Origin of the sequence: Pseudomonas sp. TH43, assembly GCF_016650635.1 — a bacterium.
In the GTDB taxonomy this organism is placed as follows: Bacteria; Pseudomonadota; Gammaproteobacteria; order Pseudomonadales; family Pseudomonadaceae; genus Aquipseudomonas.
In genome coordinates, this window is the sequence record NZ_JAEKFI010000001.1 from 1,286,144 (window position 1) to 1,298,761 (window position 12,618).

Here is a 12,618-nt window from a genome sequence, read left to right on the forward strand (position 1 = left end):
CTGTCGCCTTGTCAGAAGCTTAGGTCAGGCGCGACATTGCGCAACATATCCAGCGCGATCACAACGCGGATTTGATTACCTTTTATGACCGCATTAGGGTGGCTGTTCTTTCGACGGAATGGAGTTCCCCCCCATGCAGATTGAATACCTGTGCGATCACCCCGAATTGATTGAAGAACTGGCCGAACTCAACTTCAAGGAATGGGGTGAGTTTCGTCCGGGCGACACCCTTGAGGCGCGTACCGAACGCATGCGCGCGGCCTGTGGCAAGGGCGCGATTCCGAGCGTGGTGGTGGCGATTGAAAAAGGTACGTTGCTCGGAGGCGCCCTGCTGATCGACAGCGACATGAAAACCCGTCCCGAGCTGACGCCGTGGCTGGCCGGGGTGTATGTGAAGACTGAACAGCGCGGCCGCGGGGTCGCGTCGCAACTGGTCAAGCGCATAGTCGAAGAAGCTGCAGCGCTGGGTGTGCCGCAGTTGTATCTGTACACCGACGCGGCGCAGTCGTTGTATGCGCGGCTGGGCTGGGAGGTCATTGAGGATGTCGTGTACGAAGATTTGCCGGTAACGGTGATGAAGTACACCACACGGTCGCCGTCATAAGGCGGTCCCCTCACCACAGGGGGCGCCGGCTCAGTTCAGGGTTGAATCGAGGGCTGAGAGCAGCTGCGAAGGTTCGATTCGCTGCTCGCCCAGCTTGAGTTCGCCGCTGTCGAGATCAACACTCAGCATCACCGACGGCCGATCACCCGGATATTTGCGCAGCAGCAGTTCGAGGCTATTGGCCGTCTCGTCGGCAGTACCGATCAGATCCCAAAGACTCTCACTCAAGTCCAGCAACACCTGCTGACGCTGCTGATCAACCACAAGCGGCGCATACAGCCAATGGCTCATGCGCATTTCGCGTGGTTCAACGGTAATGGCGATGCGGCCGTCGCAATGCAAAGTGGTTTCACTCATGGCTTGATCAGAACGCCAGTTTGTAGCCGATCAGCACCAGCATCGTCGCCAGGCACGGGCGCAGCACTTCATCGGAAATGCGTCCGGTCAGATGGCTGCCGAGCCAGATACCCGGCAGCGAACCGACCAGCAGGAAGCCCAGCACACCCCAATCCATGTTGCCCATGCTCGCATGGCCCAGACCCGCAACCAGAGTCAGCGGCACGGCGTGGGCGATTTCGGTGCCGACCAGACGACGGGTCGGCAGCAGCGGATAGAGGATGAACAGTGCAACAGTACCGAGGGCGCCGGCACCGATCGAGGTCAGAGCCACCATGGTGCCGAGGATCAGACCGGTGATCACGGTCATCACATTCAGCCGTGAACCGCTCGGGTTGTAGTTGCCGCCGGCGCGTTTATGGGCGAATTCGAGCAAGCGTTTTTTGAAGAAGATCGCCAGCGCCGTGGCGAACAGCACGAAGCCCAGCGCCTGTTTGATGATGGCATTCATCGCATCCGGCGCGGTGTGCAGGGTGCTGAGGAACCACAGGGTCATCACGACCGCCGGCACGCTGCCGAGGGTCAGCCAACCGGTGATCGCCCAGTCGATGTTCTTGTTCTTGCGGTGAACCAGCACGCCACTGGATTTGGTAATGGCGGCGTACAGCAGGTCGGTGCCTACGGCTGTCGCCGGGTTGATACCGAACCACAGCAGGATCGGCGTCATCAACGAACCACCGCCGACACCGGTCATGCCGACGATAAAACCTACCACCAGCCCGGCAATCACCAGGCCGAAATTTGCCAATTCCATTAAGACGTCCAGAAAAACGACAGGAAAAATCTGGCCCGCAGCATAGCGATTTTTCTTATAACTACATATATCGATACGGTCTATCGTTATGCCATATCGCAATCACAATCGCTCTATTGTAGGAGTGAGCCTGCTCGCGATAGCGGTTTATCAGTGACCGATTCAGTGACTGACCCAACGCTATCGCGAGCAGGCTCACTCCTACAGGGGGGATTTGATGAGCCGCAGATTAGTGCTGGCGCCGTCCGGGTTTGAAGCTGTGGGTTTTGTTGATCCACACCGTCGCCAAAGCGATGAGGGACAGAATCAGCAGCGCCCACGGAAACGACATTGCCCCCGCCCGATCAAGCAGCAAGCCGCCGAACAAACCACCGCCGGCAATCGCTACGTTCCACGAGGTGGTGAGCATCGCCTGCACCACGTCGACATGCTCACCGGCCGAGTCCGCCGCCGAGGTCAGCAGCAAGGTTGCCGAGCCGCCAAAAGACAAGCCCCACACCGCCATGCAGGCATAAATGAGCAACGGTGAAGGCGTGATCAGCGCCAACACCAGTGCCGTCAGTGCAAACACCGCAAGGCTGATCAGTGTCAGCCAGCGCAACCAGCGATCCACCAACAAGCCGATGATCCAGATCCCCACCAGCGAACACAGGCCAAACACCAGCAACACCAGATCGACCCGGTCCGCGAGACCGGCCTGCATCAGAAAAGGTGAGATGTAGGTGTAAAGAATGTTGTGCCCGAGCATCCACGTCAGCACCACGAACAACACCGGCCGTACGCCCGGCAGGCGCAACGATTCGAGCAATGGCAGACGCTCGTCACTGGCCTGTCCCGGTCGATCCGGCACTGCAATGACGATCCACGCTGCCAGCACCAGAGCCAGCGCCGACATGATCCCGAAGGACGCACGCCAGCCGATCAGATTGCCCAGCCAAGTCCCCGCCGGTGTGCCCAACGACAGCGCTACCGGGGTGCCGAGCATGGCGATCGCCAGCGCCCGCCCCTGTTGATGCACCGGCACGATCCCGCGCGCGTAACCGGCCATGATCCCCCACGACAGCCCCGCCGCCATCCCGGCCAGGAAGCGCGAGGCCAGGGTCAAACCGTAATGGCTGGAAAACGTGGTGACGGTGTTGAAGACCAGAAACCCGCCCACCGTCATCAACAATACCCGCCGTCGTGGCCAGCCGCGCGTGGCGACGGTCAGCGGAATCGCCGCGACAATCGAGCCCAGCGCGTAAAGCGTCACCAATTGCCCGGCGAGCACCTCGCTGACATTGAGGCCCGCGCCGATTTGCGGCAGCAGCCCGGCCGGCAGGGTTTCGGTGAGGATGGCGATAAAACCGGTCATGGCGAACGCCAGCAACGCGGCATAGGGCAGTTTGTCCGCACGGGCGGTGCGGTCGACGCAGTTGAAATCGGCGCTTGCGGGGTCGGTCATGACGGGGGCTGCTCCATTTTGATCAATAGCGGTGACGGATTGTATACAAAAACCGCATTGGCTATTTGATCAATGTGGGAGCGAGCCTGCTCGCGAATGCGCTGGATCAGTCAATACTTCAGCGCCTGAAAGACCGCTTTCGCGAGCAGGCTCGCTCCCACACTGGATCTCTGCGCACCACAAACTCTCGTGGTGCGTTGACCGTCATCACCACCCCCGCGAACTCACTGCACCGGCAAAAAATTCAGGAACAGCAGACTCTGCGCGTAGTTAAGGCCGATCCGCCGGTAACGCTCATCGAGCATTTGCGTGAGCAGATCCAGGCGCGCGACGATTTTGCCGAACTCGGTGGCAAAACTCAGGTTGCTGCCCTCCTCCGAAATTTCATTGGAGAACAGCAGCGGCTGGCCTTCCTTGTTCTGTCGCTGAGACAAAATCCACGTGGCTTTTTCGATGTTGCGCGCGGCGTTGTGGACGAAGGTCGGGTTGATCGCATCGGTCATGTAGAACTCGACCCGGTTGCCATGGGCAGTCACCAGCATGCTGCCGATGGCATAGATGAACGCACCGACGCGATCACCGAGAAATTCCGGGCTCATCGCGTAGCTGAGCGCCTCCAGATCCTTGCGCCCGCCGAGCACCGGCAGTGGCTGTTGTTGCTCGATCGCCAGGCGTACCTGTTTCACCGCCGTGTTGATGTTGAGAAACCCGGATTTGCGCAACTCGTCCGGGTTACGCAAGTACAGCTTGCCCATCAATCGATAAAGACTGTTGAGGTTGTCGCGCATTGCCAGGGTGGCCATGCGGTCGACACTGGTCTGCAGGAACTCCTGAGGCTGACCTTCACGAATCTGGTTGATGAAGCCGTTGCCGTCCTGATGCGTGCAACCGCTGATCAACAGCGACGACAAACAGGCCAGCAACAGGCATGGGCGGCGAACTGAACGGGCGATCAGATGAAAAACTCTCGGCATGAATTCTCGAACGGGCACATTCCTGTGCGGCGGGAGTCACCGCATCCTGGCCATGGATAGAGCCGCTGAATTCAGAAAAGTGCAGTGCTGACGCCGCTTCCCGACCTTCGGCGTGACGAGCCCGATCATTTAGTCCGACTTTATCTTTGCAATAAACCTCCAATCCGCTATAAATTTTTACTCACACCACAAATAGCATGACTATTACCACCCATGTAGGAGCTGCCGAAGGCTGCGATCTCTTGATCTTGTTTTTAAACGGCCAGGTCAAAAGATCGCAGCCTTCGGCAGCTCCTACACGGGGAGTTGAAAACAACAACAAAAAGGAAGGTCAACCATGCTTCAATCCCGTCACCTGCTCTCCGGCCTCGGACTCTCTCTGATGATCGCCACCCTTTCCGCCAACGCGGCGGGCCTCAGCGCCGAACACAAAGCCTTCGGCAAAACCAATGACGGCACGCCCGTCGAGCAATACATCCTGCGCAACAGCCACGGCATGCAAGCCACCGTCATCACCTACGGCGCGACCCTGCAATCGCTGAAAGTCGCCGACAAGCACGGCAAGTTCGATGACGTCGTGCTCGGTTTCGATGATGTGCAGGGCTATCAGAAAGGCACCGCGTACTTCGGCGCGACCATCGGCCGTTTCGGCAATCGCCTGGCCGAAGGTGCCTTTGAACTCGACGGCAAGCGCTATCAAGTGCCGCAGAATGACAAGACCAATGCGCTGCACGGCGGCACACTGGGCTTCGACAAGAAAGTCTGGAAAGCGCAGGAAACCAAGGACAAGGATTCGGTCGGCGTGACCCTGACCTATCTGTCGGCGGATGGTGAAATGGGCTTCCCCGGCAACCTCACCACCGAAGTGACCTATCGCCTCACCGACAACAACGAACTGCGCATCGACTACAAAGCCAGCACCGACAAACCGACCGTGCTCAACCTGACCAACCACAGTTACTTCAACCTCGCCGGCGCCGGCAATGGCGACATTCTCAAACAGGTCGCCACCCTGCACGCCAGCCACTACACGCCGGTGACGGCCAAGCTGATCCCGACCGGTGAACTGGCGCCAGTGGCCGGCACACCGATGGACTTCAGCAAACCGACCGCGATCGGCACGCACATCAAGGCTGATCATCCGCAGCTGAAATTCGCTGAGCCGAAACAGGGTGGTTTCGATTTCAACTGGGCGCTGGATACCAAGGGCGACATCGGCAAAGTTGCTACTGAGGTGAGTGATCCGCAGTCCGGTCGTGTGCTGCAGTTGTTCACCACGGAACCCGGCGTGCAGTTCTACACCAGCAACTTCCTCGATGGCACGGTCAAGGGCAAGGGTGGCAAGGTGTATCCGCATTGGGGCGCGTTTACCCTTGAGACGCAGCACTATCCGGACTCGCCGAATCAGCCGAACTTCCCGAGTACTCGACTGGATCCAGGGCAGGATTACACGCACAGCGTGGTGTTGAAGTTCTCCGCCAAATAAAAGCTGAAGATCAAAAGATCGCAGCCTGCGGCAGCTCCTACAGGGGGAAATCCGAACCTGAAGCAGGAGCTGCCGCAGGCTGCGATCTTTTTGCTTTTTGAACCCCTGGGCTATCCTGCTGCCCACTAAAGGTATCGACATTTTCAGCTAGGAGGTTTGCATGCGTACCCTCGAATTGGCCGGCGTGCAGGTGCCGGTGATTGGCCAGGGCACCTGGCGCATGGGTGAAGACCGCTCCGCCCACAAGCGTGAAGTCGCAGCCCTGCGCACGGGGATCGAGCTGGGCATGACCCTGATCGACAGCGCCGAAATGTACGCCGAGGGCGGTGCCGAGACAGTGGTCGGCGAAGCCATTACCGGCCTGCGCGATCAGGTGTTTCTGGTCAGCAAGGTCTATCCGCACAACGCCAGTCGCAGGGGCATCGCGCAAGCCTGCGAGCGTAGCCTGCGTCGGCTCGACACCGATTACATTGATCTCTATCTGTTGCATTGGCGCGGCCAGTATCCGCTGGAGGAAACCGTCGAGGCCTTCGAACGCCTGCGCGAGGATGGCAAGATCGGCCGCTGGGGCGTGTCGAATTTTGATGTCGATGACCTGCAGGAACTGGCCAATCCGGCGTGCGCCACCAATCAGGTGCTCTACAACCTCGAAGAGCGCGGCATCGAATTCGATCTGTTGCCATGGTGCCAACAGCAGCGTATGCCGCTGATGGCCTACTGTCCGATCGGTCAGGGCGGCGCGATGCTGGCTGAACCGCTGCTGAACCAGATTGCCACTCGTCACGGCGTAACCCCCGCGCAGGTTTCGCTGGCGTGGATTCTGCGTCAGGATGGTGTGATTGCGATTCCCAAGGCTGTGCGACCGGAACACGTGCAACTCAATGCACAAGCGGCGCAGCTGCAACTGGAAGCCGGGGATCTGGCGGCGCTGGACCAGGCGTTTCAAGCGCCACAACGCAAGCAGCGGCTGGCCATGGTCTGAGCCGCTGCCGACTGGCGAGGGCTTCGCGATGAGAAGCACGGATCAGTACGACCCGTTCAACCTGCAACGTTTTGTTCAGGCCCAGGATCCGGTGTTCGAGCGCGTGCAACGCGAACTCGACGACGGCCGCAAACGCAGCCACTGGATGTGGTTCGTGTTCCCGCAGTTCGCCGGGCTGGGCGGCAGTGAAATGTCCCGGCGCTATGCGATCGGCGCGGCCGAGGAAGCCCAGGCCTATCTGGCGCATGAGTTGCTTGGCGCGCGGCTGCGCACGTGCACGCAGTTGGTGCTGAACGTGCAGCAACGTTCGATTGCAGAAATCTTTGGTCACCCGGATGACCTGAAATTCCACTCGTCAATGACGCTGTTCGCTCAGTTTGCCGCTGAAGACAGCCTCTTCCATCAGGCACTGGAACGTTACTTCCACGGCATTCTTGATGAGTGGACATTGCAGTTGCTTGACTCAAAACAGGCCCAGTTGCCCGCCGATCAGGGTTGAGAAGTCGTCATCGACAAACGGCAGAATCGCGTCTGCAATCGGTTGCAGTTGCCGGGTGATGTAGTGGTCGTAGTCGATGGCCGCGCGGCGCACTTCCAGCGGCTCCGGGCCAGCCAGGGTAATGACGTAGCTGATCCAGCCGCCGTTCTGGTATTGCCGTGGACGGCCGTGCTGCACGTTGTATTCGTCGGCCAGCCGTGCCGCGCGCACATGGGGCGGCACATTGCGTTCGTAATCGTCGAGAGTGCGGCGCAGGCGCTTGCGATAGATCAGTCGATCATCGAACTCGCCGGCCAACGTCTTGCGCACATAATCGCGCACGTAATCCTGATACGGCTTGCGCTGGAAAATCCGCTCGTAGAGTTCCTGCTGAAACTGCCGGGCCAACAGCGACCAGTCGGTACGTACGGTTTCCAGGCCTTTGTAGACCATTTCTTCCGTCCCATCGGCGCGGCTCACCAGCCCGGCATAGCGCTTCTTGCTGCCCTCCTCCGCGCCCCGAATGGTCGGCATCAGAAAGCGTTTGTAGTGCGTTTCGAACTGCAATTCCAGGACACTTTCCAGGCCGAACTCGTCCCGTACATGCTCGCGCCACCAATCGTTGACGTGCTTGACCAGTGCATGGCCAATCTCTGCGGCTTCTGCCTGGCCGTGGGGACGACGCAGCCAAACGAAGGTTGAATCGGTGTCGCCGTAGATCACCGCGTGCCCCTGCTCTTCGATCAGCTTGCGCGTGCGCAACATGATTTCGTGGCCGCGCAAAGTGATCGAGGAGGCCAATCGCGTATCGAAGAACCGGCAGCCGCTGGAACCGAGCACGCCGTAGAAGGCGTTCATGATGATTTTCAGCGCTTGGGACAATGGCGCGTTGTGCTCGCGCTTGGCGGTCTCGCGACCTTCAGCCACCCGGGAGACGATCGACGGCAGGCAATGCCGCGTGCGCGAGAACCGCGCGCCACGGAAGCCCGGCACCGAGTCGGTGTCGTCCGGGTGCTGCAAGCCTTCGATCAGCCCCACCGGGTCGATCAGAAAGGTGCGAATGATCGACGGATAAAGGCTTTTGTAGTCGAGCACCAGCACCGACTCGTAGAGCCCCGGGCGCGAGTCCATGACGAAGCCGCCGGGGCTGGCCTGCGGCGGATTAGTCCCCAGGTTCGGCGCGACAAAACCCTGGCGGTGCATCAACGGCATGTACAGGTGGGTGAACGCCGCCACCGAGCCACCGCTGCGATCCGCCGGCAGGCCGGTGACGCTGGCGCGCTCCAGCAGGAACGTCAGCAGTTCGGTCTTGGCGAAGATCCGCGTGACCAGTTCGCAGTCCTTGAGGTTGTACTTGGCCAGCGCCGGTTTGTCCTCGGCGAACATCCGATTGATTTCGTCCATGCGCTGATACGGCGTGTTGATGGCTTTGCCCTCGCCCAGCAGCGTCTGGGCGACGTTTTCCAGGCTGAACGAGGGAAAACTCCAGGTCGCCGAGCGCAGCGATTCAATGCCATCGATGATCAGCCGCCCCGCTGCCGAGGCGAAATAGTGATTGCGGCTGCCGTGCTCACGCCATTGCATCTCTTCACCGCCACGGCCGATCTTCAGCGGCACACCGAGACGCCGGGCATGTTCGTGGAGGATGCGCAGGTCGAACTGCACGACGTTCCAACCGATGATCGCGTCGGGGTCGTGCCGGGCGAACCAGTCGTTGAGTTTCTTCAGGATGAGCGTGCGCGAGTCGCAATATTCGAGATCGAAATCGACGATGCTGGCATCACCGTTCGCGGTGCCAAGCATGTACACCTGACGCTCGCCGCAGCCTTCCAGGGCGATGGAATACAACTCACCGGTTTCGGTGGTTTCGATGTCGAGCGAGACCAGCCGCAGGTTCGGTCGGTAAGCCGGGGCGGGTTTGAGGTGTGCGTTGAGCAAAACCCCGTCGGCATCGGGCGTGCCGCTAAAAAACACCGGGGCGGTGATGAAACGCTCCATCAGATAGCGCTCAGGCGGGCGCACATCGGCTTCGTAGACGTCGACACCCGCGCGATTGAGCGCTGTTTCCAGGCGCATCAACTGACCATGTTGCTGGCAATACAAGCCGAGCACCGGGCGATGCTCGAAATCCTGCAGGGCCAACGGGCGCAGTTCGACGTTCTTTTCATCGTGCAGCAGGCGTTCAGCCGCTGCGCGCTGCTCGGCGGGGATAAACGCCACCGACGGCTGATGCGGCAAGCGCACACGGCGCGGCCCGGCGTCAGTCGCCAGCCAGAACTCGACTTCGGTGCCGACCGGCGTATCGCGCCAATGCCGGGTCAGGACGAAGCCCTGCGGTAAATCCACCACTGCAACCTCGGGAAACTGAATCTGGTGCGCATTCTACGCTGCCCCTTCATCGCCCGCGTTTTCAGTTTGGAATACTTTGTGGTGAGAGGGATTATCTGGGATGAAGGGATTTCTCTGGGATGAGGGGATTTATCTGGATGAGAGGATTTCTCTGGGATGAGGGGATTTATCTGGATGAGAGGATTTCTCTGGGATGAGGGGATTTATCTAGATGAGAGGATTTCTCTGGGATGAGGGGATTTATCTGGATGAGAGGATTTCTCTGGGATGAGGGGATTTATCTGGATGAGAGGATTTCTCTGGGATGAGGGGATTTATCTGGATGAGAGGATTTCTCTGGGATGAGGGGATTTATCTGGATGAGAGGATTTCTCTGGGATGAGGGGATTTATCTGTGGCGAGGGGATTTATCCCCGTTGGGTTGCGAAGCAGCCCCAAAACCATCCGACACGGTGTATCAGGAAAACCCGGTTGTCTGTTTTTGGGCCCGCTGCGCAGGCCAACGGGGATAAATCCCCTCACCACAGATAAATCCCCTCATCCCAGATAAATCCCCTCACCACAGATAAATCCCCTCATCCCAGATAAACCCCCTAACCACAGATAAATCCTCTCATCACAGATAAATCCCCTTGCCATAGGTTCATCTTTCACCGAGTGATGGGCATTTTGTTTGGAAATGACGTTTTTTGCGTGTTATCTGCCGCTTTGCCACCTTGCTCTGTACGTCAGCGTCTACGATGCTTGGATAACAACGACAACACCTGAGTAACCGCCATGAAGACCGTCGCCCAACTGCTCAAGCTCAAAGATCAGAAAAATCAGGAAGTGCACCAGATCAAACCTGATCACATGGTGCTCGAAGCACTGATGAAGATGGCCGAGAAGAACGTCGGCGCCTTGCTGGTGGTAGAAGACGACAAAGTGGTAGGCATCATCAGTGAACGCGATTACGCGCGCAAACTGGTGCTGCATGGCCGCTCATCGGTGGGCACGCCGGTTCGCGACATCATGGTGGCGAACGTGATCACCGTGGACACCCACCAGACCGTCGACACCTGTCTGGGCATCATGTCCGACAAACGCCTGCGTCACTTGCCGGTGGTGGAGAACGGCAAGTTGATCGGCTTGCTGTCGATTGGTGACCTGGTCAAGGAAGCGATTGCCGAACAGGCCGAGCTGATCAAACAGCTGGAGCAGTACATCCGCGGGGAATAAATCGCAAAACACTGTGGCGAGGGGATTTAGCGAGGCGTCGCACCGCCCCGATGGACTGCGCAGCAGGCCCTGTTTCTTTGGGGGTGCTTCGCGCCCCATCGGGGCGGTGCGACGCTTCGCTAAATCCCCTCGCCACAGGGCTCACTCCTGCATTTGGTTGTGTGGTGGGTTCAGGCTGGCCAATGCCGGGCAAACACCGGAGCCAACACCGGGTGCCGGTCAATCCTTTGCAACCACGCATAAAACCCCGGCCGCGTCTGGCGCAAGTGCTCGCGGCTGCCGGCCCAGCGCGTCACCACGGCTGCCAGCACGTCCAGCGCCCCCGGCGTTTCGTCGTCCAGGTACAACTCGGCGGAAAATTGGTCGGCAAACACCTCCCAGCTCCAGTGCAAGCGCTCTCGGGCGCCGGCCATCAGGTTCTGCCGTGACGCTTCGTCAGGCATCAGCAACCAGCGCTCTGGATAGTCGATAACGCCAATCGCCGCGTAGCAATTGCTGACGATGTAGACCAGACCGCGAATGGCCTGGTCGCGGTCCAGTGGATTGTCTGGCAGTAGGCCGGACTTGGGAAACGCCAGACCCAGGTGAATCAGAATGGCCGCGCTCTCGGTCAGCGCACTGCCATCGGGCAGTTGCAGGGTCGGGATCTGCTTCAGCGGATTGAGTTGCGCCAATGCGTCAGCAGCTTCGGCACTGGCTTCGGTATCGATAAAGCGGTAGGCAATCTGGCACAGCTCCAGCGCCGCTTCGATGGCGGCTGCGCCTGAATTGCGATGTCCGTAGAGCTGATACATGACTCCCCCTTCTCTATTGATGACCTGCGACGTTTCGCTGAATCCCCTCACCACAAAAGTCACACGCCACAGAATAGATGGCTGCTGTCCGGATGTAGAAATTTCTTGGCTGTGTATCCGTTTTGGCACGAATTTCCCATGCACTCGCCACTTGCGAATTCAACCCTCGCGAAACAGCGCTTACGGTGCCCATCCCGCACCAAGAGCAATCATCGAACGCTATCCGCGTTCTTGTAAGGTGCGATACCGAACCAAAAGTTCGCGTATCCGAGCTGGCAACAAGGAGTTCACCGCGTGAATCTTCAATCGTTCTGCCGCATCACTGCCTTTGCATCTCTTTACGCCAACAGCCGAGTTCATCTGAACAGCACCGGCCACCTGCGCGTTTACTGTATTACCTAACCCAATACCCCCACTGTGCTCGGCGATGAGTTATTCACCGAGCGCACAGTCTTATTTATTTTTTAAATACAACGCTGAATATCATTGCGCGAGCCATGCACTAATCAGTCTTCAGCTGGATTGTCAGACAATAACTTCAGCTATTTTATATTTGCACCAAAACTGCACCAACGACTGTAACTAAACAAAGATTCAGGCATTGATTTCATTTAAACAAGAACAAGGAACAGCCGCTGTGACCCGCTAAAACATTGACCCGCACCAAATCAGTCCGCCGCGCACCAGCAAGTGCCCCGACTGACACGAGAATTGCCGCTCTGCCTCGCCAATCCGCGAGATAGAGGGCACGGCCAGACTCGCCCTGAAAAAAGCCGCTGCGTACGCGGCGACGGGATTGTATGCGCCGAAGATAAACAGGCCAGCCAACGAAACTTATATAAATGCGACATGGGTAACATCAATGAAATAACCCACCTACATTCCAGCAACATTTGGCACAGCGGTTGCAAAACACAATTCGAGAAGTCTGCGATCTGTTGACCTTGATCTGATCTTGATCATTTAAAACAAAATCAACAGATCGCAGCCTGCGGCAGCTCCTACCTATAGAACAACACCAGGGAATGGGTAATGAACCGACGAAGTCGATGGCGCTGAGCCATTAAGTTGCACAAGCCTTGTTAACCGGATAGTTCAACTATCGGCTTCTGCACACCCAAAAGAAAGTTACACCCATC

General features: G+C 58.4%; 11 protein-coding genes. 5 read left to right on the plus strand and 6 right to left on the minus strand.

Annotated features, from left to right (window positions below):
* The first annotated feature begins 133 nt into the window (after positions 1 to 133).
* Positions 134 to 604, plus strand: a complete 471-nt coding sequence (locus JFT81_RS05775) for a GNAT family N-acetyltransferase (RefSeq protein WP_201226469.1) — start codon at positions 134 to 136, stop codon at positions 602 to 604.
* Between the two features lie 30 nt (positions 605 to 634).
* On the opposite strand, the gene JFT81_RS05780 is transcribed toward JFT81_RS05775, so the two are convergent.
* The 4 genes from JFT81_RS05780 to JFT81_RS05795 all read right to left on the minus strand — a co-directional run bounded on the left by JFT81_RS05780 (position 635) and on the right by JFT81_RS05795 (position 4,172).
* The gene (locus tag JFT81_RS05780) at positions 635 to 961 is read right to left on the minus strand and encodes a hypothetical protein (protein ID WP_201204771.1); all 327 of its coding nucleotides are present in this window, start codon (positions 959 to 961) and stop codon (positions 635 to 637) included.
* A gap of 7 nt (positions 962 to 968) precedes the next feature.
* Positions 969 to 1,754, minus strand: a complete 786-nt coding sequence (locus JFT81_RS05785; protein ID WP_201226470.1) for a sulfite exporter TauE/SafE family protein — start codon at positions 1,752 to 1,754, stop codon at positions 969 to 971.
* Between the two features lie 229 nt (positions 1,755 to 1,983).
* Positions 1,984 to 3,198 (minus strand): MFS transporter, encoded by a 1,215-nt coding sequence (locus JFT81_RS05790; protein ID WP_201226471.1) that lies wholly within the window; start codon positions 3,196 to 3,198, stop codon positions 1,984 to 1,986.
* Positions 3,199 to 3,422: 224 nt separating this feature from the next.
* Positions 3,423 to 4,172 carry a hypothetical protein gene (locus tag JFT81_RS05795; protein ID WP_201226472.1) on the minus strand — a complete coding sequence of 250 codons (750 nt, stop codon included), beginning with the start codon at positions 4,170 to 4,172 and terminating at the stop codon, positions 3,423 to 3,425.
* A gap of 337 nt (positions 4,173 to 4,509) precedes the next feature.
* Between JFT81_RS05795 and JFT81_RS05800 the strand changes: the two genes are divergently transcribed.
* From JFT81_RS05800 to JFT81_RS05810, 3 genes are all read left to right on the plus strand, one after another.
* A complete protein-coding gene (locus JFT81_RS05800; protein WP_201226473.1) occupies positions 4,510 to 5,658 on the plus strand; it encodes an aldose epimerase family protein in 1,149 nt (382 codons plus the stop codon).
* A 160-nt stretch (positions 5,659 to 5,818) separates the two neighbouring features.
* Complete coding sequence (locus tag JFT81_RS05805; RefSeq protein ID WP_201226474.1) at positions 5,819 to 6,640, plus strand: aldo/keto reductase; 822 nt, start codon at positions 5,819 to 5,821, stop codon at positions 6,638 to 6,640.
* A 28-nt stretch (positions 6,641 to 6,668) separates the two neighbouring features.
* The gene (locus JFT81_RS05810) at positions 6,669 to 7,139 is read left to right on the plus strand and encodes a DUF1810 domain-containing protein (RefSeq protein ID WP_201226475.1); all 471 of its coding nucleotides are present in this window, start codon (positions 6,669 to 6,671) and stop codon (positions 7,137 to 7,139) included.
* Here JFT81_RS05810 and JFT81_RS05815 read toward each other — a convergent pair.
* Positions 7,104 to 9,464 carry a DNA polymerase II gene (locus tag JFT81_RS05815; RefSeq protein WP_201226476.1) on the minus strand — a complete coding sequence of 787 codons (2,361 nt, stop codon included), beginning with the start codon at positions 9,462 to 9,464 and terminating at the stop codon, positions 7,104 to 7,106. The genes JFT81_RS05810 and JFT81_RS05815 overlap by 36 nt on opposite strands.
* 780 nt (positions 9,465 to 10,244) lie before the next feature.
* Between JFT81_RS05815 and JFT81_RS05820 the strand changes: the two genes are divergently transcribed.
* Positions 10,245 to 10,685, plus strand: a complete 441-nt coding sequence (locus tag JFT81_RS05820) for a CBS domain-containing protein (RefSeq protein WP_008084932.1) — start codon at positions 10,245 to 10,247, stop codon at positions 10,683 to 10,685.
* Between the two features lie 170 nt (positions 10,686 to 10,855).
* On the opposite strand, the gene JFT81_RS05825 is transcribed toward JFT81_RS05820, so the two are convergent.
* A complete protein-coding gene (locus JFT81_RS05825) occupies positions 10,856 to 11,479 on the minus strand; it encodes a glutathione S-transferase N-terminal domain-containing protein (protein WP_201204783.1) in 624 nt (207 codons plus the stop codon).
* Positions 11,480 to 12,618: the final 1,139 nt, after the last annotated feature.

Excerpts from the sequence above, each read along its gene's own strand:
- JFT81_RS05825 (WP_201204783.1), bottom strand. The coding sequence starts at position 11,479 with ATGTATCAGCTCTACGGACATCGCAATTCAGGCGCAGCCGCCATCGAA.
- JFT81_RS05780 (WP_201204771.1), bottom strand. The coding sequence starts at position 961 with ATGAGTGAAACCACTTTGCATTGCGACGGCCGCATCGCCATTACCGTT.
- JFT81_RS05800 (WP_201226473.1), top strand. The coding sequence starts at position 4,510 with ATGCTTCAATCCCGTCACCTGCTCTCCGGCCTCGGACTCTCTCTGATG.
- JFT81_RS05810 (WP_201226475.1), top strand. The coding sequence starts at position 6,669 with ATGAGAAGCACGGATCAGTACGACCCGTTCAACCTGCAACGTTTTGTT.
- JFT81_RS05775 (WP_201226469.1), top strand. The coding sequence starts at position 134 with ATGCAGATTGAATACCTGTGCGATCACCCCGAATTGATTGAAGAACTG.
- JFT81_RS05790 (WP_201226471.1), bottom strand. The coding sequence starts at position 3,198 with ATGACCGACCCCGCAAGCGCCGATTTCAACTGCGTCGACCGCACCGCC.
- JFT81_RS05820 (WP_008084932.1), top strand. The coding sequence starts at position 10,245 with ATGAAGACCGTCGCCCAACTGCTCAAGCTCAAAGATCAGAAAAATCAG.
- JFT81_RS05805 (WP_201226474.1), top strand. The coding sequence starts at position 5,819 with ATGCGTACCCTCGAATTGGCCGGCGTGCAGGTGCCGGTGATTGGCCAG.
- JFT81_RS05785 (WP_201226470.1), bottom strand. The coding sequence starts at position 1,754 with ATGGAATTGGCAAATTTCGGCCTGGTGATTGCCGGGCTGGTGGTAGGT.
- JFT81_RS05795 (WP_201226472.1), bottom strand. The coding sequence starts at position 4,172 with ATGCCGAGAGTTTTTCATCTGATCGCCCGTTCAGTTCGCCGCCCATGC.